This is a genomic window from Paenibacillus sp. UASWS1643, assembly GCF_008693195.1.
In the GTDB taxonomy this organism is placed as follows: Bacteria; Bacillota; Bacilli; order Paenibacillales; family Paenibacillaceae; genus Paenibacillus; species Paenibacillus amylolyticus_B.
On record NZ_VXKZ01000094.1, the window covers coordinates 1 to 25,664 of the forward strand.

The following is a 25,664-nucleotide window of genomic DNA, read 5'->3' on the forward strand; positions in this document are numbered from 1 at the left end:
TTCTCCCCGCCCGCCCTGTCCTCTCGTCCGCCCCCCCCCCCCCCCCCCCGCGCCGCCCCCCCCCCCCCCCCCACCCCCCGCCCCCCCCCCCCCCCCCTCCCCCCCCCCCCCCCCCCCCCCCCCCCCGGGCCCCCCCCCCCCCCCCCCCCCCCCCCCCCCCCCCCCCACGGCCTTGGCCCCCACCGGCGGCGGGCTCGCCCGGTGGGGGCTTAGTGCAGCGCAGAGCGCGGCAGCAGCCGCGGCGCTTGCGTTTTTGGCCCGGCCACCCGCAGGGGATGGGCCGGGGCGGTTCTTGCTGTGGGCCGTGACCGGGGCCGGCAAGACCGAGATGATTTTCCCCTTGCTCCAACATACATTGGATCGCGGTGGCCGAGCTTTGGTCGCTACGCCGCGCAGGGATGTGGTGCTGGAACTGGCTCCGCGTCTGGCCAAAGCCTTTCCGGACACCTCGCTCGCTACCCTTTACGGCGGCAGTGACGAACGTTGGAAAGACGCTCAACTGACGCTCGCGACCACACATCAACTGATGCGTTTTTATCAGGGGTTTGACCTCGTGATCATCGATGAACTGGATGCCTTCCCTTACCATAACGATCCCATGCTCGCTCACGCGGCGGCATCTTCCTGTAAACCGGATGGGAATTTTGTATATTTGTCTGCCACACCACCAGCTCGGCTACAAAGGGAAGCAGCGCAGGGGAAACTCACTCATGCCAAAGTCCCGGTACGTTTCCACCGTCATCCTTTGCCCGTACCAAGATTGATTAAGATGGTTACCGTTGCTGAATGTATTAGGAAACGAAATCTTCCGTCTGCTTTGAAATCTAACATCCAAATTTCATTGAAGCGTGACGCCCAGGTATTTGTGTTTGTGACACGCATTGCCCAGATTGAGGCGTTTGTGAATCTGATGCGTCATACTTTTCCCGGAATCCATATCGAAGGAACTTCATCTCAGGACCCCGATCGCGCTAGCAAAGTTACAGCCTTTCGTGAACGCACAATTCGTCTGCTCGTAACAACCACAATTCTGGAGCGTGGCGTAACCATTCCGCGCAGCGATGTCTTTATATTGGATGCAAATAATAGTCTCTTTGATGAAGCTTCACTGGTTCAGATGGCGGGCAGAGCAGGGCGTTCCATGGACGACCCGGCGGGTAGAGTGGTTTTTGCATCGTCTCGTCGGACACGTTCACAGGTGAGGGCCGTTGCACAGATTCGGAAAATGAACACCATCGCTCGTCGCAAAGGTTACCTGCATCCGCCATCCCAGACATAATTTTCATCTGCCTAAATATATGAATTAGCAACCATATTTCAAAGTACACACAGCGTATATTTCCGTACAACCATTAGATTCTCCAGACCAGATTGGAGGTTTACACGATTATGTTTAACTGGCTCAGCAACATGACTGATCACGCTCAACACCTTACCCAACGCCTCCACCATCTGCTCGCCCCACCGGGAGCGACTTGTCTGACATGCGGCACTCGGGCGATCCTTTCCTCGCTCTATCCAGGTGTATGCCCACGTTGTGTGAAGCAGATTCCATGGATTCGTTCCATCCGCTGTCTGCGTTGTGGTCGGGGTGTCGGATGCCCGGACTGTGCTCGTCCACATATGCAAAACCGTTCTTTTATCCTCAACCGCAGTGCCGTACAATACAACCCTCTTATGAAAGAATGGATAAGCATGTACAAGTTTCGAGGCCATGAAAGATACACGCCGCTCTTAACCGCGCTGTTGATTCAAGCTTTTCAAGCGATGAGAGAGGAGCAGAATTCTGCTTTGGCAAAAGAACCCCCAGCCCCCGTGGCTCACTCCGCCACACTTGCTCAACAAACGAAGCCGCAATGGCGGCCTGACGCGGTCACCTATGTTCCCGTGAGCAGCGAGCGCCTGGCCGAGCGCGGCTTCAACCAGGCGGAGCGGCTGGCTGCTGGGCTCGCCACCGCCTGCCGCCTACCTATCGTTGATCTGTTGCAGCGCCAGATCAACACGACCAAACAAAGTTTCAAATCACGCGGTGAGCGTATCGAAACGATGAAGAACGCTTTTTCCATCAACCCGGATGGCATGCATTTAATTGAAGAGCTACACAGGAGATCTCATCTACCAACACAAAAGGGCATATCACATGCTAAACCCATACTGATCCTGCTAATCGATGATATATACACAACAGGCAGCACCTTGGACGCTTGTGGCCGGGTTATTCTAAATGCTGGCTTCAACATGGCAATTCCGATCAAGATTTACACACTGACACTGGCAAGATCCTAATTAATAAATGGACTTTTTATATATTTATGGAATAATTTTATTTTAAATGTACGAATAGCATACTCCGCAGGAGGAGATTAGAGCGATATTTTAAGCAAAATGGCCATGAGTGGGATTTCGTATATGTGCATCCTGTTCCCCTCTTTTGTTTTGCAAATAGACTATGGCTTCATCGAAGAAAATAAGGTAATGTATAGTTATTATCTATTCGGAAATGGAAGTTTGAGAGGGGCGTTTTAGCGATGAATCTAGGTAATTGTCCTCGCTGTGGTAAATTATATGCGTTGAATTTTCGAGATGTATGCTCGAATTGTATTAAGGAAATGGAACAGGAATATCAGATCTGTGTAGATTATTTGCGCGAAAACAAAGGCACCAATATACAGGAACTATCGGATGCAACAGATGTTTCGATCAAAACCATTACCAAGTTCATCCGTGAGGGACGGATTTCCATCGAAAATGCCCCGAATATGATGTATCCTTGTGAAGTATGCGGAACATTGATTCGTGAGGGTCATATGTGTGACTCTTGTCGTCATCGCTTGACGAAAGACTTGGCTAGTGCAGCTCGCGATGTAGGTCAGAAGGATAACGGCAATATAGGCGGACGAACCTACAATGCTGTCGACAAACTACGCGATTAATAGGAGCGAGGGCTCAAATACATGTTTTGCTATAACAAATGTTTTGAAACGTACCGATAAACTTATTAAAGATTATCGGTTTTTTTTATTATCCTAATCATTTCGATAACATAAAGATAAAGTAAGAAAAACGTATATCAATGTAAAATTCTAACGTGGAAGGAAGTGCATTTTAAATGAAAATCAATGAACCGAGTAGAATTGGCGCTATCAATTCATATCAGAGGAACGTTGAATCCAATCAGCAGGCTGATGCCAAGAAGAGCCGCCGTAAGGACGAAGTATCCATTTCTCCGGAGGCGATGAAGATGCTTGAGGAACAAGGGCGTACACAGGATGCAGGACGCATTCAGCGGATACAGGAACTGAAAGAACAGGTCAGTTCAGGAACGTATCAGGTAGACAGCAGCAAGCTTGCTGACAAATTGCTACCGTATTTTAAGTCTTTTGATAAGGAATAGGTGATCACGTAATGGCAGCACTGGACAGATTAATTGCAGTTTTGCAGCAAATGGAACAAAGTCACCGCGATATGCTGGCACTCAGCGAGGTAAAGAGACAGGTCATTGTCAAAAACGATGTGGATGAACTCATTGCCGTTCTGAACAAAGAGTCCCGTTTCATGAAACAACAGGAGCCATTGGAGATCGAACGGCAGAGCGCAGTTCACGAATTGCTTCAGGAGCGTGGGATCAAGTCCATGCTGAACCTGAACATTACAGAGATCTCCAAACTGATTTTTGATCCGGCTGACAAACTGCGATTGCTTGAAGTCCAGAAGAAGCTGGCGGGAACACTGCAGGAGTTAAAGGAAATCAATCAACTGAATCAAAAGCTGATCGAGCAATCGTTGATGTTTATTGATCTTTCAATGGACATCTTTGCTTCTCGACCAGAACAGGATGCCACATATCAGCATCCTGCTGATAAGAACGGCAATCCAGGGCGAATCGGTCTGTTTGACACGCGTGCCTGATTAATTAGGGGGAAACCAGGTGACATCTACATTTCATTCAATCGAAACGGCTAAACGCAGTTTGTTCACACAGACGACAGCTCTTAGCACAACAGGCCACAACATAGCCAATGCCAACACGGAAGGCTACTCACGCCAAAAAGTAAACATGCAGGCATCTATTCCAATGGAGCCGTTCGCATTTCTGCATAGCACAACACCAGGACAGCTCGGTACAGGGGTAGAGTTCGACTCTATTACCCGTGTGCGTGAGAAATTTCTGGATGACCAGTATCGCAATGAAAATACCAACTTCGGGAGTTGGTCCATTCAACGCGATACACTTGAGAAACTTGAGGCTATTGTAAACGAACCATCGGACACCGGTTTTCGAACTGTCATGGATAATTTTTATAAATCCTGGTCAGACCTGAGTAAGAATCCTGAAGATGTTACAGCACGGCGGATCGTGAAAGAAACAACGTTAGCTCTGACCGATGCGATGAATCAGATCAGCCGCCAACTGGATGCCCTGAGTCAGGATTTGGATAGTAACATCGCTGTAAAAAGTAATGAGATCCAGGGTTACCTGGGTAATATTGCGAACCTCAATAGTGCCATTGTGAAAATTGAGTCACTTGGCGACAATGCCAACGATTTGCGTGACCAGCGTGATCTGATGACCGATAAGCTTTCCAAAATCATGAATATTACTGTTACGGATTCTCCACAAGGATATCAGATTCAAATGAATGGACAAGCACTTGTTACAGGCGGAGCAGTGCAGGTTGCAGTAGATCCTGCTTTTCTGAATGCCGCGTATACAGCAGGCACGCTCACTAATGGTGAAGTCCACGGCATGATTAAGTCCAGAGACACGTTGGTAAGTGATTACCAGAAACAAATGGATGACTTGGCTAATACCCTTGCTAACGGAGATATCGAGATTACTCTTCCTGCGGGTTCTGTTTTACCTGATAATACGATCCTTGATGGAGTTACATACACAGGTGCAGCACGGACACTAGCTACAGATCTCAAGGTTACAGTCAAAGGTCTGAATGGACTGCATCAGCTTGGATACAGCATGGATGGAACTAACTCTGGAGGATTACCATTCTTTACAGCAGCGGGTGGTGGAACAGCCATTACAGCTGGCAATATTTCATTGAACGCAGAGATCCTGGCTGATCCGAATAAGATTGCGACCTCACTCCGCACATCGGATGCTTCTGGTACAGAGACAGTAATCAAAGGTAATAATACACTTGCTATCTTGCTGGCGAATCTGAAAGATACACCGATGAAATCTGCAGACGGGTTACGTAATGCAACGATCGGTGCACAATTCAGTGCAATTGTGGGACAACTGGGGGTACAATCTCAGGAAGCTGCACGTCAGACATCCAACTCGGAGTTCCTTGTGGAGCAAGTGGACACCCGTCGTCAATCTGTTAGTGGTGTATCGCTGGATGAAGAGATGGCCAACATGATTAAGTTCCAACATGCTTATAGTGCTTCTGCACGTTTCATGACCACATATGATCAACTTCTCGATAAATTGATTAACTCTACTGGCGTAGTAGGCAGATAAAAGAAAGGAGTGACATAAAAGATCATGAGAATTACTAATAATATGCTCAGTTCACAGCTACTTTTGAACTTAAACCGGAACGCACAGCAGATGAACAACACCCAGACCCAACTGGCAACAGGTCGCAAGATCAACAAACCTTCGGATGATCCAGTAGGTATCACATACTCCCTTCGTTATCGAGCTGAGTTGTCGTCTAATGAGCAGTATCAGAAAAACGTAGACAGTGCCGTATCATGGCTGGAATTCAATGATACTGTAATGAACCAAGCTGGAAACGTAATGCAACGATTGCGTGAGTTGACGGTGCAAGCTTCGACGGGAACGAATCCTCAATCTGCATTGGATAGTATAAATGAAGAGGTACAACAGCTAAAGGAGCAGCTTGTCGATATATCCAACAGTAAGCTGAACGGTAAATACATTTTCAACGGCGAGACCTATGATGTTAAGCCATATGACTTTCCTACCAATGCAGATGGCTCGTTCGACACAACAAATGCTGCATCTGTGGTAACGGATAAAGGTAAGATTAACTTTATTGTTGGTGAGAGTGTACAATTACCAATTAACGTGGATGGTAATGAAGTATTTGGTACAGGTATAGAAGATGACAATTTATATGTTATTATGAATACAATTATGAAAGCATTATCGGATGGCGACCAGAAGGAGCTTTCGGGTCAACTTGATAACATTGATAGTCGGATGGACAAAATGCTGGCAATTCGCTCTGAAATTGGTGCAAAGACGAACCGAGTTGATTTGATGATGGGCCGATTAGATGACCTAGGGATTAACCTAACTAATCTTCAATCCAAGGTTGAGGATGCCGACTATGCAGAGCTTGCTATACAATCTAAGATTCAAGAGAATATTTACAATGCTTCCTTGTCTGCAGGTGCCAAAATCATTTCTCCGTCTTTGGTAGATTTCTTAAGATAGAAGGGGGAACGGGCTCTTGAAGACTCTTCCTTTCGTTCAGATTCGAACAACGCCATCTATTCTTAATTTTGATGCTGATCCTGGGCATTACTCCATTCGTCAGCCTAAGGCTGAAGTTCAGCTAAACACCAGACCTGCCAAGCTTACAGTGGAGAGTCAACCGATTACTCTTCATGTGGATCAGAGCAAGGCATTCTCTGCATACAATGGTGGCAATATGATTGACATGAATGCCCGAATTTACTCGGGTATTCAACAACAGTTTTTACAAAACATGGCTGAACGCGTTCAACAGGGAAATCAGTTGGCTGCTATTCATAAACCAGGCAACACGATAGCTAATATTATTGGTATGGACTGGCAACCAAAGCCTTTTCCAGAAACGAGGACTCCCGCATCATTTGATAACGTAGATATTCAAATTGATACGAGACCGCCAGACATTAGTTATGAACCAGCTGTCTCCGAGATGAATGTTATTGTGAATAAACCGGAAATTGATTATCAACGAGGTAAGTTGGATATCTATGTGAAACAGTATGCATCAGTTCAATACACTCCACCTGCCATAGATGTGGGGTTATGAGTTATAATGTAGAGCTATAGAAGGTCTCGGATGCAGCCCTCTATGGCTCTTTTTGTATATATATTAATCGCCAAGGAGGCGTTCGTTATTATTATTCATACAAGTACGTGGGGAGATGTAGAGATTAGTGGGGAAGAGGTATATCAGTTTCCCAAAGGTTTGCCTGGATTTGAAGAAGAGACAGAGTTTGCGTTAATTCCGTGGGAGGAAACGCCGTTCATTTATTTACAGTCCGTACGAGAGCCGAGTTTATCGTTCTTGTTGGTAAGTCCATTTACGTTTGTATCCGATTATAGCTTTGAGCTGAGCGAGGTAGACAAGGAAGAGATGGGAATCCTTGATCAAGTATCGGTGTACTCCATGGTTACGATCCATTCCCAAACGAATAAATCTACAATGAACCTTCTTGCACCTATTGTGCTTAATCCCGAAAATCGTGTGGGTAAGCAAGTTGTACTCCATCAATCCAGCTATGAGACACGTCATCTCATATGGGCAGAAGATGAAGAAAAATCAGTGAAGGGTGGAGTCTGACATGCTGGTACTATCACGAAAAAAGGGCGAGTCCATCATCATTCAGGATCATATTGAGGTGACTGTACTTGCCGTAGAAGGTGATACGGTACGAATAGGTATCTCTGCACCCAAGCATATTGATATATTCCGGCAGGAGATATATGCATCGATCCAAGAAGCGAACCGTGAGTCTGCAACACCTCTAGCAGCCAACGTTGAAGCGTTTATGGAGCGTTTGCGAAATGATAGTAATAAAAAAGAATAAAAAAATTCCAATTTGCTATAAACAGTTGATCCTCTCCTGTCGATATATTATTTAGACGCTGCTTCGGCAGGGCGGCCGACCTTAATGTCGCGGCGTTTACCACAAGGATGTGGAACTAACTTATTTTCAGGGAGGAAATATCAAATGATTATTAACCACAATATCGCGGCGTTGAACACTCACCGTCAACTGTCTACTAACACTACTAACACGAACAAAAACATCGAGAAATTGTCTTCCGGTCTTCGCATCAACCGTGCTGGTGACGATGCTGCAGGTCTGGCAATTTCCGAAAAAATGCGCGGTCAAATCCGTGGTTTGGATCAAGCATCCCGTAACTCGCAAGATGGTATCTCTTTGATTCAAACTGCTGAGGGTGCATTGAACGAAACTCACTCCATCCTGCAACGTATGCGTGAACTCGCAGTTCAATCCGGTAATGATACGAATACTTCTGGCGACCGTAAAAACTTGCAAGATGAGATGGATCAATTGAATAAAGAGATCGATCGTATCCAATCGACTACTCAATTCAATACTAAAAACTTGCTCGATGGTTCCATGGGTAGTGCGGTTAATACTGCTGTAGCAAATGTTAATGAAAATGCTGCCCTTAAAAACTCTGCAGGTGCTGCTTTAACTGCGGATACTACACTTTTAACTAATCTTACTGATAAAAATGGTAACAGCCTTGGAGTCACTGCTGGCGATAAAGTTACTGTTTCTTATGTTAAAGATGGCACGACTGTTAACACTGAAATCACAGTAAGCTCTACTACAGCTATAAGTGATTTAAATGGTGCTGATTCTGCACTTACTATTAGTACAGGTAAACTTGTTGTCACAGCAGGTACCGCAGGAACAACTGGTGCGGTAAATGGACTCACAATTTCTGTTAAAGATTCAAGTGGTAATGTTCGTACTTCTGCTACGAATGCACTCTCTTCGTTCACTGAGACAACAGCAGCAGCTAACGTTCGTACCGATGGAACAGCAACATTCCAGATTGGTGCAAACACAGGCCAATCAATGAACCTTGCAATCAATGATATGGGTACTTCTGCACTGGGTGTTAAAGGATTGCAAATTTCTACTCAAGCTCAAGCTGACGTAGCTATTAAAGTCATTGACGCAGCGACACAAAAAGTATCCACTGAACGTTCTAAACTGGGTGCTGTACAAAACCGTTTGGAGCACACAATCAATAACTTGGGAACAGCTTCCGAGAACTTGACTGCGGCTGAATCACGTATCCGTGACGTTGATATGGCTAAAGAAATGATGGAACAAACCAAAAATAACATTTTGGCACAAGCTTCTCAAGCTATGCTGGCTCAAGCTAATCAACAACCACAAGGCGTGCTTCAATTGCTTAGATAATTTGTTTAAGCTCATTCAATACATGTGCCCCACTTTTTGTGGGGCTTTATTTTTATAGTTTGATTTACAATGAATTGTTTTTAAATATGTATTTAAGGAGAAATTGCGGTGAAATTAATTGAAGAAAATATTAATATTTTATCTATGAACAAGTTACATTGGATTGGTGAGCCTAAAAATAATGATATTTCTTTTAACCTCTATGAGAAAGATCCGGATAAGGGGGACCTAATTGAAGTAAATAACCAAATAATATATTTGAAGAATAGCTTCGATGCTACCTTTTTACCAAATGTATTAAAGAAGGAACTCATTTTTGCTATAGGTCTATACTCAGTTTCAGAACTTAAGCAATTAATTCAAACTATGAGCAAAGAGTCTTTTCTGATCATTATAGAACCAAGTTTCTCATTCTTTAATCACGTTCTGAATGAAGAAGAACTTTCTTTTATCCAATCTTCGAACGTGATTCTTTTTGCTGATGATTTGAGCAGTATGCCTATGTTTTTGGAACATACGTTCTCTACTAGCCTGATTTTTTACCTCAAAAATATTAAATTTTATTTCACCACTTATTACCGGGATTTTGATGTCGATTCTTGTATTTCAGTTGTTAAACAAATTAAAGAAGTAGCTCAATATAAAACGACATCGTATGGAAACTCTGTAGACGATAGTTTACTAGGATTCAGACAAAATATGCTAAATATTAAAAATCTCGCGCGTTCGAAGGATGTTTCTCAATTAAGAGATTTGTTTAAAGATATGCCTGCTATTGTTGTAGCTGCTGGTCCGTCACTTAATAAAAATATAAAAGAGTTGAAAAAATTTAAAGGTAAAGCAGTTATTGTTGCGGTTGATACGATTGCTGAGAGGTTGTGTCAGGAAGGTATCGTACCTGATTTTATCTGCTCAATCGAAAGAGGCGAATTAACCTATTCCTATTTTTATAAGGATAAGTCATATCCATCTGAGGTTACATTAGTTGCACCCTTGCTAGTTTATCCGGAAATATTCGAAGAATTTCAAGGCGAAGTTATTATTCCAATTCGTGATAACGTTGGAGAGTATAACTGGCTTAAAGAAATATTAAATCTCACACAAGATAATTCAATTAGCATTGGATTATCTTGTGCTCATATTGCTTTTGGATTTGCTGAGCATCTAGGAGCTTCACCTATTGTTCTTGTTGGACAAGATCTTGCATATGGAAATTCCCTGGCGGAAACTCATGCTAGTAATACTATCTATGATCAGAAGCCTATAAATGCTGATAATGTGGCTAAGAGAGTGTATACAAAAGGGTATAGTGGCAGCGATGTAGCGACAACTGACACATGGAATGCATTCCGTAATTGGTTCGAAGCAGAAATATATAATAAACAGCTAAATGTTATTAATGCAACAGAAGGTGGGGCGTTGATCAATCATACATCGCAGATGAGTTTGAAAGAGGTCTATGACACATATTGTGGTACTAGTTCTTACTTAGTGAGCGCTTCCCAAGAATTAAAGAAACTAAAAAATTATTCTGTAGATATTAATTATATTAAAAATAGCTTGAAAGACGAATTGGAAAATTTCAAAGAAAAAGAAATGAAATTAAAAAAACAACTTATAAAACTTCAACAACTAGTCATTCACAAACGCTGTTCTCAATCTCAACTTTTAAAGTCGTTAAAAATATTAGAAAAGACGGATGTTCTTTTTGGGGAGCTAATGAGTAATTGGCTTTTACGTCATAATTTACAAGCCGTTTTAATTACTAGTGTGTGGAGATTGTTTGAGATAGAGCAATTCCTTTCAGCAGATAATTTAAGCAAGAACAGGGATATTCAAATCGAATTTGTACAAACAAGCCTACTTGTTCTCTCAGAAATAATAGCAGTGTTAGAAAACACAATCAGAGATTAAATAAAGTGGAGTATACAAAAATTACCTAATGTAACTTTGGGAATATACCGATAAACATAATAACATATTATTGTGGAGGCGGTCATTCATGAATATAGAATTATCATTAACGGCAAATAACGCTATAAGTAGACAGCAAAATTCTGAATACAACAACCAGCACTCGTTGACTGATCAATCAGTTCCTTTGGTCTCTGAGCCTAAAGAATCGAAGACAGCAGCGGTTCAGAATTCTGTAGTTAATGAACAGCTTGTTAAGACAATAGAGCGGGCAATCAAGTCTTTAGAGGGGCCTCAAACTTCATTAGAAATTAGTGTTCACGAAAAGACGCATGATATTATGGTAAAAGTATTGAACAGAGAAACTGGAGAATTAATTCGTGAGATTCCACCTGAAAAAACACTAGACTTAGTAGCTAAAATGATGGAAATTGCTGGAATTCTTATTGATGAAAAAATCTGAATCTAAGGGGGAAAGGAATTATGGTAACTCGTATTAATGGTTTTTCAGGTATGGATATAGATAGTCTTGTGAAAAGTATGATGACTGCTAAACGTGCTTCATACGATAAAATCACCCAAAATAAACAATTGGTAGAATGGAAGCGTGATAGCTATCGGGAGATAAATAGCAAGCTCTATGATTTCCGTTTTAATAAACTAACGGATAAGTATGGTAAAGATTCAGCATTAAATGCTAATAAAGCCATTATTACGGGGAATAAGGATGCACTTAAAGCAGATGCTACCGCTGATGCTAATGGGATTGATATGAAAGTACAAATATCAAAACTTGCAACAAGTGCTACCGTGCAAACTACAGGTACGGATAAGACTTATAAAGGTACTTCTACTCTTGCAGAAGTTGATGGTGTTGATTTGGCAGGGATGAGTGAAACTGCTCGTAAAGATTATCTTGATAAAGGTTTCGATCTGGTCATCAATGGTGTGAGTTTCAAAGATGATAATGGAAAGCCATTGTTCAATGGCCTTACATCAATTTCAAGTATGATTTCTACAATTAACTCTAATACCAAAGCGAATGTCAATGCAAGTTATGACGAATTAACAGGCCAGTTGATCATTCGCTCTAAGACAAGTGGCCCTACTGGTAAAGTAGATATCGGAGGGAACACTGGTACAAATTCTGTTATTAATTTATTTGGTGGTACACCCGATAAAACAGTTATCGAGACCAATGGTACGGGTTCAGGTTTTTTGGGAAGCACTAAATTGTCTGCACTTACTGGAGCCACTGAACCTTTTTCTCTCAAAATTAACAATGAAACTTTTAGCTTTGCAGGTTCTGCTACTATTGATGATGTCATAGCAGAGGTGTCGTCTCGTGCAGGTGCGAATGCAACAGCAAGTTTTGATAATGCAACTGGGAAATTAGTGTTCACCTCCAAAAATGGAGATGCAATTAAACTTGGAACTGATACAGGTGATAACACCTTACTGAATCTGTTTAAAGGTGAGAAAACATTCCAATCTGGTGAAAATGCAAAATTAAATATTAACGGAATAGATGTTGAGAAGGATAGTAACAACTTTATTTTAAATGGAATTACATTTAATTTGCTTGCAACGACACCGCCTGGGGAGACCGTTAATATAACAACTCAGAGAAATCCCGATAATGTTTTGGAAACTATTAAGGGATTTATTGAAGATTATAATTCTTTACTCAGTACATTGAATACTAAAACGAGTGAAGCCAAATACCGTAGTTTTGCACCACTTACAGATGAGCAAAAGAAGGAAATGAAAGAGGCAGATATTAAAGCTTGGACAGAAAAATCACAAAGTGGTTTGCTGAAAAATGATGATATATTGACATCCACGGTTTCGCAGATGCGGATGATTATCACCGCAAATTTGAGTGATCTTAGTGCTATGGGGATAACTACAGGTAAGTACTATGATGAAGGTAAACTTATACTGGATGAGTCTAAATTGAAGAGTGCTATCTCTGATAATCCTCAAAAAATATTGGATCTATTTCAAGGGTCGGTAAGTTCTCCTTCAACGGGAATTTTTGATAAGCTAGCTGAAAAAGTTGGTAATTCAATCAACATGATTTCTGACCGTGCGGGTACTGACCGTTTTTCTGGCTCAATCACAGGAGCTTATAAACCTGAAAGTGTTATGGGACGTGAGCTGAAATCGTATGATAGTCGTATGGATACAATGCTGAAAAATCTTACTATTGCTGAAAACAGATATTACAAACAATTTACTGCAATGGAACAGGCCATGAGCAAATTAAATTCCCAGTCTTCCAGTTTGTTATCAAGTCTGGGCTTGAATTCATAGTTAGAGGTGAGCGAATTGATTAATTCTCCTTACAATAAATACAAGCAATCAGCAGTCCAAACTTCAACTCCAGCCCAACTTGTTGTTATGCTGTATGATGGTGCAATAAGGTTTATCAAAACTGCGCTTCAAGGCCTACAGCAACATGATCATGAGAAGACAAGTACCAATCTTGGTAAGGCACAATCTATTGTCAGTGAATTGATGGGTACGCTTAATTTTGATTATGAGATATCAAAGAATTTGTACTCTCTTTATGAATACACCAACTATCTTCTTATCGAATCGAATATACGTAAAGATCACCAAAAGATAGAAGAAGCTTTAAGTTATCTAATTGAATTACGTGAGACTTGGGTTCAGGCCAATAAATTAGCATTAGGTCAAACGGAAACTGCTAATGGATAATTATATCGAACAATTGGAAAAATTAACCAATTTATTTATGGACAGTATCGAGATATGTTCTTACGAGGAAGTAGAAGAATTTATTACAAAGAGACAATCCATTGTGGATTTCATTAATATGGAATTGCAAAATAAAGATGTATCCACGGAAGATCAAAAAGACAGGATTAAACGAGTACTGGGATTGGATCCGGTTATACTAAAAAAAATGGAATCACTCCGTCTTGAAGCTCAGGAATGGTTGTATAATCGTAGGCAAGCGGCAACTCAACGGAGTGCCTATGAATCTAATCTCTCACCGGGTAGCATACTTATGGACCGTAGGAAATGATAGAAATGTTATCAAAAGAAACCCACTCAGTTATACACTGAGTGGTTTTTTTGCTCTAAGGATTCATAGAAGATTGTTTTAAACCGATATATGATAGTAAAGTAAAATATTTAATCTGATGAATTGTAATACGAAGTCGGGCCCCTTGTTGTGAAAAAGAGCTTTGTGTGTAGACTATAATGTTCACAACACTTTAATATATGAGAATCAGCCTAGGAGATATTAAAAGGTTGATTTATCTATAAATTTAATATTAAGGATTTAATAATTGAACTTCTTCAAAATTGTAATTAAGGAATTCATAAAAAGTGGTGGAATATACATGAGTGCCCAAATTCATAAAAATAGATTGATGAATAGCATGTGAATGGGACTGGATGGAGGTTATGTAGTATGTTTAAAAACAAAGTAATATTAATTACTGGGGGAACTGGATCAATAGGTAGTGAAATTGTTCGAAACTTATTGACTTATCATCCCAAAGCAATACGAATTTTCAGTAGAGATGAAAGTAAGCAGTTTGAACTACAGCAGGAACTTAAAGAGTTTGATAATATAAGATATTTAATTGGAGATATTAGAGATAAACAGAGGCTTGGATATGCCATGGAAGATGTGGATATAATTTTTCATGCAGCTGCTTTAAAACATGTTCCTTCTTGTGAGTACAATCCGATGGAAGCCATCAAAACGAATGTTATTGGTGTACAAAATATAATCGAAACAGCTATTGATCACAATGTTGAGAAGGTCATCGCTATTAGTACAGATAAAGTTGTCAATCCCACAAGCACAATGGGAGCGACCAAACTATTGTCTGAAAAACTGATTTCGGCTGCGAGTTTCTATAAGGGTAGCAAACGAACTATATTCTCTTGTGTTCGTTTCGGAAATGTAATGGGTTCTAGGGGTTCGGTTATTCCATTGTTCAAGAATCAAATTGTTGAGGGGAGACCATTAACGGTCACACATGCGGAAATGACGAGATTTATGATGTCCATTCCACAAGCTGCTCAATTGGTTATCGATGCTGCAAAATACTCTCAAGGCGGTGAGGTATTTGTACTTAAAATGCCAATCCTTAAGATTACAGATCTGGCAAATTGTCTGATTGATTCATATGAACAAGCTGGGAACCTAAGTTATTCCGGTGAGGTGATTGAAACGGGTATTCGACCTGGAGAAAAGTTATATGAAGAACTTATGACACTGGAAGAATCTGAGAGAGCTTTAGAGAATGGACAAATGTTTATTATTCCTTCTATATTCCTTGCAAAGGAATATGACTATGAAGGTTTTAGGAAAGCGAATCATCAAGAATATTCTTCCAAAACAGCCAAGCGAATATATACAGCAGAAATTAGAAAACTTATTGAAGCTAGTGGTCTTGGCTTCTCAAAAGTTGTGCTATGAATAAAACTGCTAAATGTCTGGCAGTGATCCCTGCACGTGGGGGATCGAAAGGATTGCTTCAAAAAAATATAAGAATGCTAGACGGAAGTCCGTTAATCGAGTATACCATTGAAGCTGCTCTTAAAAGCGGGTGTATGGATGTAGTAGTAGTGTCGACAGACAACGATGAGATAGCGAGAATAGCGGAGTTGGCTGGGGCTGATATACCTTTTCTTCGTCCGGTAGAACTGGCTACTGATGAATCAGCGAGTATTGATGTATTAAAACATGCGGTTCATTTTTATGAGCTTAAACTGAATCTTCATTTCCAATATATTATGTTGCTTCAGCCTACCTCTCCTTTACGAAATGATTACGATATCCGTGAGGCGTACCAATTATTTATAACCCATAAGGCAGATTCATTACAAAGTATTACGTTAGCCGATACTCATCCCTATCTTTTAAGGGAATGGAATCAGGGAATAATTCAACCTTATTTGAAAGATCAAGCTGGAAACCTTAGAAGGCAAGAGTTGCCTGAACTTTACATGTTAAATGGAGCAATATATATAATTAAAAGAGATCTGCTGATGGATGAAAACTTGATGGTAGGCCCAAATAATATTGGCTATATCATGCCAAAAGAGCGATCTGTAGATATTGATGATGAAATGGATTTGAAGTGGGCAGAATTTCTTATGCAAAATCGAGTGTAATATAATTCATATAACGATGTATCCATTTGATAGAGAGGAAGTATACATGAATGAGCAAATATTTATCAAAAATCAACGCTGGTTCGGTGTATATTATTGCAGAAGTAGGGGTGAATCACAACGGAACTTTGGAACGTGCGCTTCAGTGTGTGGATCAAGCTGCGATATGTGGGGCAGACGCAGTTAAGTTCCAAACGTTTGATAGCAAGAAATTAGTAACTAGGCATGCTCAAAAGGCAGCCTACCAAGCTGAAAACACAGGAATTTCAGGCAGCCAATTGGAGATGCTGCAAAAATTGGAGTTAAGTCATTCCGAATTTATAAATATCAAAAATTACTGTGACAAGAAAGGAATTGATTTTCTTTCAACCCCTTTTGATGAGGAAAGTGCTCAATTTTTAGATTCTATTGAAGTGAATGCTTTTAAAGTCAGCTCTGGCGATTTAAATAATACTCCCTTTCTCCAGCAACTTAATCAGTACGGCCGGCCAATTATACTTTCTACTGGTATGTCTGATATGAATGAGATAAGGGAATCAATGAAAATCTTTACAAAAAGTAATGTTTCTTTGCTCCATTGTACATCAGATTACCCTGCCCCTTTGGAGGACGTTAACCTACTTGCAATGAAAGCAATGGCCGATGAATTTGGCAGAATCACTGGTTACTCCGACCATACAGATGGTATTGAAGTGGCTGTTGCTGCTGTAGCAATGGGTGCAAAGATTATAGAAAAGCACTTTACATTGGATCGTAGCCTTCCTGGCCCGGATCACCAAGCATCTTTGGAGCCATCAGAGTTTGCTACTATGATCGAGGCCATTCGAAGAGTGGAAAAGGTACTGGGTAATGGAATTAAGCGTTGTATGCCATCTGAAGAAAGTACTAAGGCAGTTGCGAGGAAAAGTCTTGTTGCAGGCCGATCATTACAAGCTGGCGATACACTTCAAGAAAAAGATATTCATATTAAGCGTCCTGGAACAGGAATTGAACCTAAATTTTATACTGAATTTATAGGTAAGCAACTCACCAGGGATATTGTTGAAGATCAATTATTATCATGGGAAGATTTACGATGAAAAAAATTGTAGTAGTTACGGGAACTCGAGCCGACTATGGCATTTATTATCCTGTTTTAAAAGCGATTAATGCAGAAGAAACCCTTGATCTGCATCTTTTAGTAACGGGCATGCATTTGTCTCCGCAGTTTGGTAATACCGTAGAACAGATAAGACAAGATGGGTTTCAAATCTCAGCACAGGTGGATTGTCTGCTGCAAGGCTCCTCACATGCCAACATGTCTCGTTCTATAGGATTGGCTATTATCGGAATGACTCAAGCGCTGGAAACCATTCAGCCAGATGTGGTTGTGGTGCTGGGAGATCGGGGAGAAATGCTTGCGGCAGCTATTGTGGCTTCTCATACAAATATTCCCCTCGTCCACCTGCACGGGGGGGAAGTGACAGGCACTATAGATGAATCCGTTCGCCACGCGATCAGCAAATTGGCACATATACATCTGGTCGCTACTGAAAAGAGTGAAGAAAGATTAATTAGACTCGGTGAGGATCCATGGAGAGTTCATGTCGTAGGCGCTCCGAGAATCGAAACGATAATGAATACTGTCCTTCCCGACTATGAGCAAACGGCAATTAAATACAATATTCACCTGAAAAATAAATATGTTTTATTTGCATATCATCCTGTCACCACCAAATCAACAAATTTGCAGATGCTGGCTAGGATGCTACAGGTGTTGTTGATCCGTGGATACGAGATTATATGTATCATGCCTAACTCAGATGCAGGCTCAGATACACTTGTTGATATCTATAATCAGTTTGTTGTAAATCCTGATGTTCATCTTATAACCAATTTTGAGCCGCTGGATTATCTGGTGATGCTGAAGCATGCGGAGATTTTAGTAGGGAACTCATCTTCTGGAATCATTGAAGCAGCCTCATTTAATAAACCAGTTATTAACATTGGCGTTCGACAAGGGCGAAGAGAACGTTCTTCTAACGTGATTGACATTCAAGAGGACGATATTGAGCTTCAAAGAGCACTGGAAAAAGCAATTTCGCCAGACTTTCAGAAAGTTATCTCTGAAACAAAAAATGTATATGCTAAAGATAATACAAGTAGTTTCATTGTCAATATTCTCGAAAATATTAGTTGGACTGAACAACTTATTCAGAAAACAATTACGTATTAGTTGAGAATTCTCCATGGTATTGGCATTGCATCATGAATAGGGAGGTCTTTTTCTGGGCTATATTATCTTTGGAGCGGGTGGTCACGGAAAGGTAGTGCTAGATAACCTGCATTCATGTGGTGAAAAGGTCATTGGAATTATGGATGATCACTTGAGAGGTAGTGATTGGAGGGGGATCCCATTGCTCGGTGGGCTAGACCGGCTAAAAAAGATTGATCTTATGTACCCACAAAGCCTCTATATCATAGCCATCGGACATAATGCTACAAGAGTCAAACTAGCCAACATTTTTGAACAGAGCAATGTTCAATTTGGAAAAGCGATACACTCAACTGCGATTATAGGATCTAATGTTGTCATAGGCGATGGAGCTGTTATTATGGCTAATACAGTAATTAATGCTGATGCTCACATAGGTAGACATGTTATTGTGAATACTGCTGCTACGGTTGATCACGATTGTTTTATAGGCGATTTCGTCCATTTGTCACCAGGTGTTCATCTGGCTGGTGGTGTGGAGATCGGTTGTTCTGCTCATGTTGGGATTGGTGCGAGTATAGTTCCACAAGTTAAGGTTGGTAGAGGGACTATTGTGGGGGCAGGAGCTGCTGTTATTCAAAGTCTTCCTGAGCAAGTAGTGGCTGTAGGGTGCCCAGCGAAAATCAATAAACATTTCAAAAGCAAGGGATGAAAAGCACATGTCAGAGCGTAATCGTATTTATTTGGCCTCTCCCCATATGAGTGGGTTGGAACAACGATATATCGATGAAGCATTTACGAGTAACTGGGTTGCACCGCTCGGACCCAACGTAGAAGCTTTTGAACAGGAACTGGCTGATTATGTTGGTAGTGCTGGAGCCGTCGCTTTAAGTTCCGGAACGGCTGCTATCCACTTGGCTTTAGTTCTGCTTGATGTACAAGCAGGAGACATTGTTTTTTGTTCTTCTTTGACCTTTGTCGCCAGTGCCAATCCAATCTTATATCAGAAAGCAACGCCTGTATTTATTGATTCTGAACCTGGTAGCTGGAATATGTCTCCACTGGCTCTGGAGCGTGCCATGAAGGTTTATGCAGATAAAGGTCAAAAACCAAGAGCGGTCATTATAGTGAACTTGTATGGGCAAAGCGCAGACTACGATTCACTAAAAAAAATATGCGATGGGTACGGTGTGCCTATTATTGAAGATGCTGCGGAATCGCTTGGAGCTACATATAAGGGGCGAATGAGCGGAACGAATGGTAAGTTTGGCGTGTACTCGTTTAACGGTAATAAAATCATAACCACCTCAGGTGGTGGAATGCTTGTTTCAGATGATGTTGAGAGCTTGAATAAAGCAAAATATTATGCTACTCAAGCAAGGGACATAGCTAAGCATTATCAACATAGTCAGATTGGTTACAATTATCGGTTGAGCAATGTGCTCGCAGGTATTGGACGTGGCCAGCTTCAAGTACTAAACCAGCGAATTGAACAGAAAAGAGCGATTTTTGACCGATACTTTAGAAGTCTCTCTGATAGTGGTAGTTTTAATTTTATGCCAGAAGCTAGTTATGGAAATTCAACGCGTTGGTTAACAACAGCTTTGGTCTATAACGATAAACAAAACGATAATATTGAATCAATCATTAATCATTTGGAAGAAAACAATATTGAGTCACGTCCTGTGTGGAAGCCACTTCATCTGCAACCGATTTTTGAGGGGACCGATTATTATTGTCATTACGATAATGAAGATGTGAGTAAAATGTTATTTAACTATGGGATTTGTCTGCCCTCAGATACCAATATGGGATTGGAAAATCAACACTTTGTTATAGATCAATTAAAAGAGATAATAATTTAATAACTTTTGAAACGCACAAAAAAGTTTACTTGAAGTGAGGGGCATTGATGGAGATGAAAAAAGTTGTTTTATTCGGAGCGGGAGATGGGGGCCTACGCGTCAGCTACTCCTTAATTGGGGATTTTGAAGTTATAGCTTTTGTGGATAACGACTCTAATAAACAAGGAGAGACTCTGCTAGGAAAACCTGTATTAAGTCCGGAAAAATTATCGGAAATTGACTATGATTTTATTATAATTGCTAATATTCATGGTGATTGTATCTATGAACAGCTGACCATGGATTTGGGAGTTAAAGCAAGTAAGATCATAGATTATTATAATAATCAAATATTTGATTCAAGATTAGCAGTTTTACGGCAGGTAGCGGATGAAATTTATTATAATAACATTTCTGGAAACGTAGCGGAGCTTGGTGTTTTTCAAGGGGAGTTTGCTAAATATATTAATAAAACTTTTCCTGATCGTAAGCTTTTTTTGTTTGATACATTTAGTGGTTTTGATGAGAGAGATATAGTTGTTGAAAAAACTAAAGGGTTTTCTAATTCCCAGACTGGTGAATTTATAAACTCTGACATTGAAATCATATTAAAAAAAATGACAGTAAAAGAGAATTGTATCTTTAAGAAAGGATATTTTCCTGAATCCGCAATTGGTATTGAAGAAAAATTTGTGTTTGTAAGTATAGATGTTGATTTATACATGCCTATCCTAGAAGGGTTAAAATATTTTTATCCACGTTTAGAAGTGGGTGGATATATATTTGTACACGATTATAACAGCACTCGTTTTTTTGGAGCTAAACAAGCTGTTAGAGAGTTTTGTCTAGAAAATGGGGCGAGATTCGTACCAATAAGTGACCTGTGTGGTAGTGCTGTTATAGTAAAATAATTCATAGGCTCGATGGAGGGGAGGAAAGTCATGAATAAACAGAATATGATTATACTTTCTGATACGAACGTAAATCCACTTATTCGGTTTTTATCAGGAAGTTTCCAAGGTTTGTCTTTAGAAGTGACAGAAGGTCCCTATGATCAAGTTTACCAATCCCTCATGGACACATCTCATTCTGTTTGGAATAAACCTGCAGACATGTTATTTTTATGGACCGTTCCTGAAAAAGCAATTCCTTCTTTTAATAAATTAATTGATTTTAGAAGTGAGTTTAATATAAATGATATTTTAAAAGAGGTAGACTTTTTTTGCGAGCTCGTTTTGAAGCAGAAAAACAAATATAAGCATATATTTATTTCCTCTTGGTCCATTCTACCGGATTTAAGATGGATCCAAACACTTACTTGTAAACATAATAGAGGGTTAAGCAATATACTAATGCAAATGAACTTACGTTTAGCAGAAAGATTTGGTGATAGTGATCATATCATCATATTAGATACCCAATATTGGTATGCCTCACTTCAAAAAAAGAGTTATGATGCTAAAATGTATGCTTTAGGAAAAATTCGCTATTCTAGAGATTACTTTGAATTGGCTGGAAAAGAAATTCGTAGTATTATTTCTGGTTTATACGGACAATCTAGAAAGCTCATTATATGTGACTTGGATAATACTCTATGGGGAGGGATAATAGGAGACGACGGTATATCAAACATTAAGTTGGGAGGGATAGACCCTGTCGGAGAAAGCTTCCAAATATTTCAAAAAGAATTACTATTTTTAAAAAGACGTGGAATTATCTTGGCTATATGCAGCAAAAATAGTCAGGAAATTGCTATGGAAATGATAGAGACACATCCTGAAATGATACTCAGGAAAGAGGACTTTGCAGCTCTGAAAATAAATTGGGAAGATAAGGCGGGAAACATTTTAGAAATAGTGAAGGAACTCAATTTAGGCTTACAATCGGTTGTTTTCCTGGATGATAATCCCACAGAACGTGAACGAATAAAGCAAATTTTCCCTGAGGTGCTAGTACCTGAACTTCCGATAGAATTCACTCGTTATCCAGAGTTTATCCAACGTTTAGATTGTTTCGAATCTCAAGTGGTCACCAAGGAGGATCTCATTAGGACTGAGTGGTACGGCCAAGAAAAAGAAAGAGATTTGAATAGATTAAAAGTAGATTCTTTGAATGAATGGTTGCATTCCTTAGAAATCAATTTAACCGTTCATAAGCTTGATGAAACATCACTCAAAAGAGCGGTTCAGCTGTTAAACAAAACGAACCAATTTAATATGGCTACTCATAGGTATTCTGAGAAAGAGTTCTGGACGTGGAGTCTGATACCTGGGAATTTTGTTTTTATTTTTGATGTGAATGATAAATTTGGAAGTTCTGGCTCTACAGGCCTTATCTCTGTTAAACTACAACCCTATAATAAAGTGGAACTTCAGGATTTTGTAATGAGCTGTAGAGTGATGGGGAAAAACATAGAAGAGGCAATGTTGGCATACATTTGTAAGTACTTCAACACTTCAAACATAATAGCAAACTATATAGAAACACCCAAAAATCAACCGTTTAACATTTTTATTTCTAATTGGCTAGAGATTAATGAAGAAGAACAAAAATTGTTACTTGCCGAATTGAAAATGCCAAATTATATAACATTAATAGAAGGAGTAAATATAGATGGATAAATTTGATCGTGTACGTGAAATTGTTTCCAAAATACTGGAGGTTCCTATTTCTGAAATAAATATAGATTCTAAAAAAGAAGATTTTGAAAAATGGGACTCCTTGAACCAATTGAATTTAATAATGGAATTAGAAGCAGAATTTGCAGTGTCAATACCGATGGAGGAAATTGCAAATATTAATTCTTTAAAAGCAATATTAGGTGTTATATAAGCATCTAAGAGGTGTTTATTATCATTCTGACTAGGACTGATTATAATTTTAGGAAGAAGTGACTGGAATGGAAATTATAAATTATAACGATGCGTGGTATGAAAAATTGGTTTCCTTTCTTAAGGTGAACTGGTCAGAAAAACATGTTATATACAATCAGGAGTTATTTAATTGGCAATATAAAATTCGAAATACTGAAGAATCATCATCATTACTCCTTGTGAATAATGGAATGATCGTTGGATTCCTCGGTGTTATTCCAAGTTTATATGCAGTTAACCAACGCTTCGTTAATGGAGCAGGGCTTGCGATGTGGATTGTGGATGAAAAATATAGAAATAGCGGTATAGGAATTTTATTATTAAAGGAAGTAGAGAAAAAGAGCTTATTAACGCTGACTTTGGGTTGTAATCTACAAGTAGCGCCTATGTATCAAAGAATGGGCTACTCTTACTCTCCGAATTTAAATAGATATGTGTACCCTCTTAAACTTGAAGGTTATGTCAGTCTACTACCGAAAAAAATAGACAATTCAGTCATTTATGAATGGATTCAGGAGAATCTTCTGACCCAATCCGAAATGGTCGAACCCAATGAGTTTAATGATCTGAAGGAGCTTGAAAATCTATATTTAAATAGTATTGCAAAAAACTTTTCTTTATCTCAGGTACGTGATGCTTCATTTTGGAAGTGGAGATATTTGGAAAATGAGGGATATAGCTATATCATGTTTGGAAATCCTACACAGGAAGGTCTTATTGTAACTCGTTTAGAAAGTATACATGCCCCTGAAAATCCAAAACTGGATGGTTTGAAAGTATTGAGAGTTATTGAAATAATTCCTTCTTTAAATACTGTGTGGAATGGATATATTGACGAAAAATTAATTGAATTGATAAAAGGAGTATTAATATGGGCTGAGGGTAAGGGGTGTGTGGCTGCTGATTACCAACTTAGCTCTAATCGACTGGAACATATACTATTAAAAGTGGGATTTCGATTACAAAATGCTGATTATACTCCAACTGAGTGTGGGATAGCCGGACTATTTCAGCCATTTAGAAATCTTGTGAATCCTATTAATCTTGTTTGGAAATGTAACAATGACACGGAGAATTCCATAGATATTAATGATACTTATTTAGTTAAATCGGATGGCGATATGGATCGGCCTAATATATGGCCCTTACCTGAAAGAGGTGCTAAGCTTGAATAATGTCGCCGTTATGTATCATTATGTTCGTGAGCCGGATCATTGGAATGGTATAGTACCTTTATCTCCTAAACATTTTGAGGATCAAATCGATTATATAAGTAGAACTCATAACATTATTTCTGTAAATGATATTAGAAGGAAGCATACCAAACCATGGTGCGTACTAACATTTGATGATGGGACAAAAGATCAATATACATTCGCATTTGATATTTTAAAACGCAAGGGAATTTCTGCATATTTTACAGTTATGTCAGGGCCTGCAATAAGTCAAGATATTCCGCTTGTGCATCTTGTTCACTCAGTCCTGTCATTCATATCGGATGAAGAAATGTGGGAAAGAATAAATAATAAGTTCGATACCCGAGGAGTAGAAGGAGAAAGTCAGATTTACAGCTATGAAAAAAATATTCTTCGTAGATATAACAAATATATGCTTAATTTCAAATTATCTGAGACAGAGGTCGGAATGTTTCTTCAAGATATATTTAACACTCACTTTCTTAGTAAGGAAGAGTTTATTAAGGATTTTTATTTAAATGCTGCAGAAATTAAAGAAATGCATAATGCTGGTATGGAAATTGGAATACACGGCAATCGACATTTACCATATAATCTCGATCCGCAGACTTTTTATCGAGAAGAAATTGATACATGTAAAAAGTGGCTATGTTCAATCGGTATAGAACCTCGTTGGTATACACCTCCATTCGGTGGAGGTAAGAACTTTCATGAGATGAGAAATCAGTTAACTTCGATCTTGATTAGTAACGGTATCAATGGTGCATTTACTACACAGAAGGGTTTTATTTCTGACAATCAGGATTTTTGGATGAATCGTATTGATTGTAACCAAATTAAACAATTAATATAATTCTACAATTGAGAAAAAAACGATAAATTGATGCTTTATAGTAACGAATTGTAATAAGAAGTATAATAGATGCTGGAATAACGGCTCATGTGAAGTCATCACACAGCTTTTACAAAAGGTTCACCATTAGCTACCTTTAAAGAAGTAAAATAAAAATCCTCCATCGCCAAGGTGAAATTTCAACAACCTCTGCGAAAGAATTGGATATATCTTTCTTAAACGACTTGCTGTGAACTGGATCGTCTCAAACCGCACCCAATTAAGCAGAATAGCGGCGCGATAATGTTGTTTGTCAGTAGTCTTCATATACTATGGTGTAAGGTTTTCTTCATCTTGAGTAAAATAAAGACCGTATTTGGCGTCTGGTATCCACCACGAAGTGTGGATGACAGCCAACTAATTTCTTTTTCTTTCAGTTCCCCTACAGGTAATTGATTCTCTTGAGCATCT

At 39.7% G+C, this 25,664-nt stretch carries 27 protein-coding genes and 1 pseudogene; 27 read left to right on the top strand and 1 reads right to left on the bottom strand.

The genetic code is table 11. From position 1 onward, the window contains the following. Positions 1 to 166: 166 nt before the first annotated feature. A pseudogene (locus FE296_RS04230) lies at positions 167 to 1,279 on the top strand (helicase-related protein); the annotation flags it as partial. A 38-nt stretch (positions 1,280 to 1,317) separates the two neighbouring features. On the opposite strand, the gene FE296_RS33205 reads toward FE296_RS04230, so the two are convergent. Continuing rightward, positions 1,318 to 1,623: a hypothetical protein gene (locus FE296_RS33205; protein WP_223868763.1), complete on the bottom strand. Its 306-nt coding sequence runs from the start codon at positions 1,621 to 1,623 to the stop codon at positions 1,318 to 1,320. On the opposite strand from FE296_RS33205, the gene FE296_RS04235 reads away from it, so the two are divergent. From FE296_RS04235 to FE296_RS04360, 26 genes are all read left to right on the top strand, one after another. Then, on the top strand, positions 1,624 to 2,286 hold the full coding sequence (locus FE296_RS04235) for a ComF family protein (RefSeq protein ID WP_223868764.1): 663 nt from the start codon (positions 1,624 to 1,626) through the stop codon (positions 2,284 to 2,286). Between the two features lie 242 nt (positions 2,287 to 2,528). Continuing rightward, positions 2,529 to 2,933 carry a TIGR03826 family flagellar region protein gene (locus tag FE296_RS04240; RefSeq protein WP_150364309.1) on the top strand — a complete coding sequence of 135 codons (405 nt, stop codon included), beginning with the start codon at positions 2,529 to 2,531 and terminating at the stop codon, positions 2,931 to 2,933. Positions 2,934 to 3,109: 176 nt separating this feature from the next. After that, the gene (gene flgM, locus FE296_RS04245; RefSeq protein ID WP_053779526.1) at positions 3,110 to 3,394 is read left to right on the top strand and encodes a flagellar biosynthesis anti-sigma factor FlgM; all 285 of its coding nucleotides are present in this window, start codon (positions 3,110 to 3,112) and stop codon (positions 3,392 to 3,394) included. Positions 3,395 to 3,405: 11 nt separating this feature from the next. Then, complete coding sequence (locus tag FE296_RS04250; protein ID WP_076319201.1) at positions 3,406 to 3,909, top strand: flagellar protein FlgN; 504 nt, start codon at positions 3,406 to 3,408, stop codon at positions 3,907 to 3,909. 19 nt (positions 3,910 to 3,928) lie between these two features. Continuing rightward, positions 3,929 to 5,482 carry a flagellar hook-associated protein FlgK gene (flgK, locus tag FE296_RS04255; RefSeq protein WP_150364310.1) on the top strand — a complete coding sequence of 518 codons (1,554 nt, stop codon included), beginning with the start codon at positions 3,929 to 3,931 and terminating at the stop codon, positions 5,480 to 5,482. Between the two features lie 24 nt (positions 5,483 to 5,506). After that, positions 5,507 to 6,427 carry a flagellar hook-associated protein FlgL gene (gene flgL, locus FE296_RS04260; protein ID WP_150364311.1) on the top strand — a complete coding sequence of 307 codons (921 nt, stop codon included), beginning with the start codon at positions 5,507 to 5,509 and terminating at the stop codon, positions 6,425 to 6,427. Between the two features lie 16 nt (positions 6,428 to 6,443). Next, positions 6,444 to 7,013 carry a DUF6470 family protein gene (locus FE296_RS04265; protein WP_150364312.1) on the top strand — a complete coding sequence of 190 codons (570 nt, stop codon included), beginning with the start codon at positions 6,444 to 6,446 and terminating at the stop codon, positions 7,011 to 7,013. A gap of 42 nt (positions 7,014 to 7,055) precedes the next feature. Further along, on the top strand, positions 7,056 to 7,547 hold the full coding sequence (fliW, locus tag FE296_RS04270; RefSeq protein ID WP_223868765.1) for a flagellar assembly protein FliW: 492 nt from the start codon (positions 7,056 to 7,058) through the stop codon (positions 7,545 to 7,547). Between the two features lies 1 nt (position 7,548). Further along, positions 7,549 to 7,794 carry a carbon storage regulator CsrA gene (gene csrA, locus FE296_RS04275; protein ID WP_110000849.1) on the top strand — a complete coding sequence of 82 codons (246 nt, stop codon included), beginning with the start codon at positions 7,549 to 7,551 and terminating at the stop codon, positions 7,792 to 7,794. 144 nt (positions 7,795 to 7,938) lie between these two features. Further along, positions 7,939 to 9,174 (top strand): flagellin N-terminal helical domain-containing protein, encoded by a 1,236-nt coding sequence (locus tag FE296_RS04280; RefSeq protein ID WP_150364313.1) that lies wholly within the window; start codon positions 7,939 to 7,941, stop codon positions 9,172 to 9,174. 108 nt (positions 9,175 to 9,282) lie between these two features. Then, positions 9,283 to 11,088: a motility associated factor glycosyltransferase family protein gene (locus FE296_RS04285; protein ID WP_150364314.1), complete on the top strand. Its 1,806-nt coding sequence runs from the start codon at positions 9,283 to 9,285 to the stop codon at positions 11,086 to 11,088. Positions 11,089 to 11,176: 88 nt separating this feature from the next. Further along, entirely contained in the window at positions 11,177 to 11,551 is a 375-nt protein-coding gene (locus FE296_RS04290; RefSeq protein ID WP_150364315.1) for a flagellar protein FlaG, read from the top strand. A 20-nt stretch (positions 11,552 to 11,571) separates the two neighbouring features. Beyond that, positions 11,572 to 13,404, top strand: coding sequence for a flagellar filament capping protein FliD (fliD, locus tag FE296_RS04295; protein WP_150364316.1), 1,833 nt, complete (start codon positions 11,572 to 11,574; stop codon positions 13,402 to 13,404). Positions 13,405 to 13,410: 6 nt separating this feature from the next. Next, a complete protein-coding gene (gene fliS, locus FE296_RS04300; RefSeq protein WP_317889397.1) occupies positions 13,411 to 13,812 on the top strand; it encodes a flagellar export chaperone FliS in 402 nt (133 codons plus the stop codon). Continuing rightward, the gene (locus tag FE296_RS04305) at positions 13,805 to 14,143 is read left to right on the top strand and encodes a hypothetical protein (RefSeq protein ID WP_150364318.1); all 339 of its coding nucleotides are present in this window, start codon (positions 13,805 to 13,807) and stop codon (positions 14,141 to 14,143) included. Before fliS ends, FE296_RS04305 begins: the two co-directional genes overlap by 8 nt. A 393-nt stretch (positions 14,144 to 14,536) precedes the next feature. After that, a complete protein-coding gene (locus FE296_RS04310) occupies positions 14,537 to 15,556 on the top strand; it encodes a UDP-N-acetylglucosamine 4,6-dehydratase family protein (protein WP_150364319.1) in 1,020 nt (339 codons plus the stop codon). Next, complete coding sequence (locus tag FE296_RS04315; RefSeq protein WP_150364320.1) at positions 15,553 to 16,254, top strand: acylneuraminate cytidylyltransferase family protein; 702 nt, start codon at positions 15,553 to 15,555, stop codon at positions 16,252 to 16,254. The genes FE296_RS04310 and FE296_RS04315 overlap by 4 nt, the downstream gene beginning before the upstream one ends. Positions 16,255 to 16,304: 50 nt before the next feature. Further along, positions 16,305 to 17,333, top strand: a complete 1,029-nt coding sequence (neuB, locus tag FE296_RS04320) for an N-acetylneuraminate synthase (protein ID WP_150364321.1) — start codon at positions 16,305 to 16,307, stop codon at positions 17,331 to 17,333. Further along, positions 17,330 to 18,469, top strand: coding sequence for a UDP-N-acetylglucosamine 2-epimerase (gene neuC / locus FE296_RS04325; RefSeq protein WP_150364322.1), 1,140 nt, complete (start codon positions 17,330 to 17,332; stop codon positions 18,467 to 18,469). Before neuB ends, neuC begins: the two co-directional genes overlap by 4 nt. Positions 18,470 to 18,533: 64 nt before the next feature. Then, complete coding sequence (locus FE296_RS04330; RefSeq protein WP_223868769.1) at positions 18,534 to 19,160, top strand: acetyltransferase; 627 nt, start codon at positions 18,534 to 18,536, stop codon at positions 19,158 to 19,160. A 7-nt stretch (positions 19,161 to 19,167) separates the two neighbouring features. After that, a complete protein-coding gene (locus tag FE296_RS04335) occupies positions 19,168 to 20,313 on the top strand; it encodes a DegT/DnrJ/EryC1/StrS family aminotransferase (RefSeq protein ID WP_150364324.1) in 1,146 nt (381 codons plus the stop codon). A 53-nt stretch (positions 20,314 to 20,366) separates the two neighbouring features. Next, positions 20,367 to 21,203, top strand: coding sequence for a TylF/MycF/NovP-related O-methyltransferase (locus FE296_RS04340; protein WP_223868766.1), 837 nt, complete (start codon positions 20,367 to 20,369; stop codon positions 21,201 to 21,203). Positions 21,204 to 21,233: 30 nt separating this feature from the next. Next, positions 21,234 to 22,913, top strand: coding sequence for an HAD-IIIC family phosphatase (locus tag FE296_RS04345; RefSeq protein WP_150364326.1), 1,680 nt, complete (start codon positions 21,234 to 21,236; stop codon positions 22,911 to 22,913). Then, a complete protein-coding gene (locus tag FE296_RS04350) occupies positions 22,906 to 23,124 on the top strand; it encodes an acyl carrier protein (RefSeq protein ID WP_150364327.1) in 219 nt (72 codons plus the stop codon). Before FE296_RS04345 ends, FE296_RS04350 begins: the two co-directional genes overlap by 8 nt. Positions 23,125 to 23,191: 67 nt before the next feature. Further along, positions 23,192 to 24,340 (top strand): GNAT family N-acetyltransferase, encoded by a 1,149-nt coding sequence (locus FE296_RS04355; protein WP_150364328.1) that lies wholly within the window; start codon positions 23,192 to 23,194, stop codon positions 24,338 to 24,340. Next, positions 24,333 to 25,214, top strand: a complete 882-nt coding sequence (locus tag FE296_RS04360; protein ID WP_150364329.1) for a polysaccharide deacetylase family protein — start codon at positions 24,333 to 24,335, stop codon at positions 25,212 to 25,214. The genes FE296_RS04355 and FE296_RS04360 overlap by 8 nt, the downstream gene beginning before the upstream one ends. Positions 25,215 to 25,664 lie beyond the last annotated feature (450 nt).

Excerpts from the sequence above, each read along its gene's own strand:
- FE296_RS04350 (WP_150364327.1), top strand. The coding sequence starts at position 22,906 with ATGGATAAATTTGATCGTGTACGTGAAATTGTTTCCAAAATACTGGAG.
- neuC (WP_150364322.1), top strand. The coding sequence starts at position 17,330 with ATGAAAAAAATTGTAGTAGTTACGGGAACTCGAGCCGACTATGGCATT.
- FE296_RS04335 (WP_150364324.1), top strand. The coding sequence starts at position 19,168 with ATGTCAGAGCGTAATCGTATTTATTTGGCCTCTCCCCATATGAGTGGG.
- FE296_RS04310 (WP_150364319.1), top strand. The coding sequence starts at position 14,537 with ATGTTTAAAAACAAAGTAATATTAATTACTGGGGGAACTGGATCAATA.
- FE296_RS04250 (WP_076319201.1), top strand. The coding sequence starts at position 3,406 with ATGGCAGCACTGGACAGATTAATTGCAGTTTTGCAGCAAATGGAACAA.
- fliW (WP_223868765.1), top strand. The coding sequence starts at position 7,056 with ATGGCTCTTTTTGTATATATATTAATCGCCAAGGAGGCGTTCGTTATT.
- csrA (WP_110000849.1), top strand. The coding sequence starts at position 7,549 with ATGCTGGTACTATCACGAAAAAAGGGCGAGTCCATCATCATTCAGGAT.
- FE296_RS04235 (WP_223868764.1), top strand. The coding sequence starts at position 1,624 with ATGCAAAACCGTTCTTTTATCCTCAACCGCAGTGCCGTACAATACAAC.
- neuB (WP_150364321.1), top strand. The coding sequence starts at position 16,305 with ATGAGCAAATATTTATCAAAAATCAACGCTGGTTCGGTGTATATTATT.
- FE296_RS04290 (WP_150364315.1), top strand. The coding sequence starts at position 11,177 with ATGAATATAGAATTATCATTAACGGCAAATAACGCTATAAGTAGACAG.
- FE296_RS04345 (WP_150364326.1), top strand. The coding sequence starts at position 21,234 with ATGAATAAACAGAATATGATTATACTTTCTGATACGAACGTAAATCCA.
- FE296_RS04315 (WP_150364320.1), top strand. The coding sequence starts at position 15,553 with ATGAATAAAACTGCTAAATGTCTGGCAGTGATCCCTGCACGTGGGGGA.
- FE296_RS04355 (WP_150364328.1), top strand. The coding sequence starts at position 23,192 with ATGGAAATTATAAATTATAACGATGCGTGGTATGAAAAATTGGTTTCC.
- flgM (WP_053779526.1), top strand. The coding sequence starts at position 3,110 with ATGAAAATCAATGAACCGAGTAGAATTGGCGCTATCAATTCATATCAG.
- FE296_RS04340 (WP_223868766.1), top strand. The coding sequence starts at position 20,367 with ATGAAAAAAGTTGTTTTATTCGGAGCGGGAGATGGGGGCCTACGCGTC.
- FE296_RS04305 (WP_150364318.1), top strand. The coding sequence starts at position 13,805 with ATGGATAATTATATCGAACAATTGGAAAAATTAACCAATTTATTTATG.
- fliD (WP_150364316.1), top strand. The coding sequence starts at position 11,572 with ATGGTAACTCGTATTAATGGTTTTTCAGGTATGGATATAGATAGTCTT.
- FE296_RS04240 (WP_150364309.1), top strand. The coding sequence starts at position 2,529 with ATGAATCTAGGTAATTGTCCTCGCTGTGGTAAATTATATGCGTTGAAT.
- FE296_RS33205 (WP_223868763.1), bottom strand. The coding sequence starts at position 1,623 with ATGTGGACGAGCACAGTCCGGGCATCCGACACCCCGACCACAACGCAG.
- FE296_RS04280 (WP_150364313.1), top strand. The coding sequence starts at position 7,939 with ATGATTATTAACCACAATATCGCGGCGTTGAACACTCACCGTCAACTG.
- flgL (WP_150364311.1), top strand. The coding sequence starts at position 5,507 with ATGAGAATTACTAATAATATGCTCAGTTCACAGCTACTTTTGAACTTA.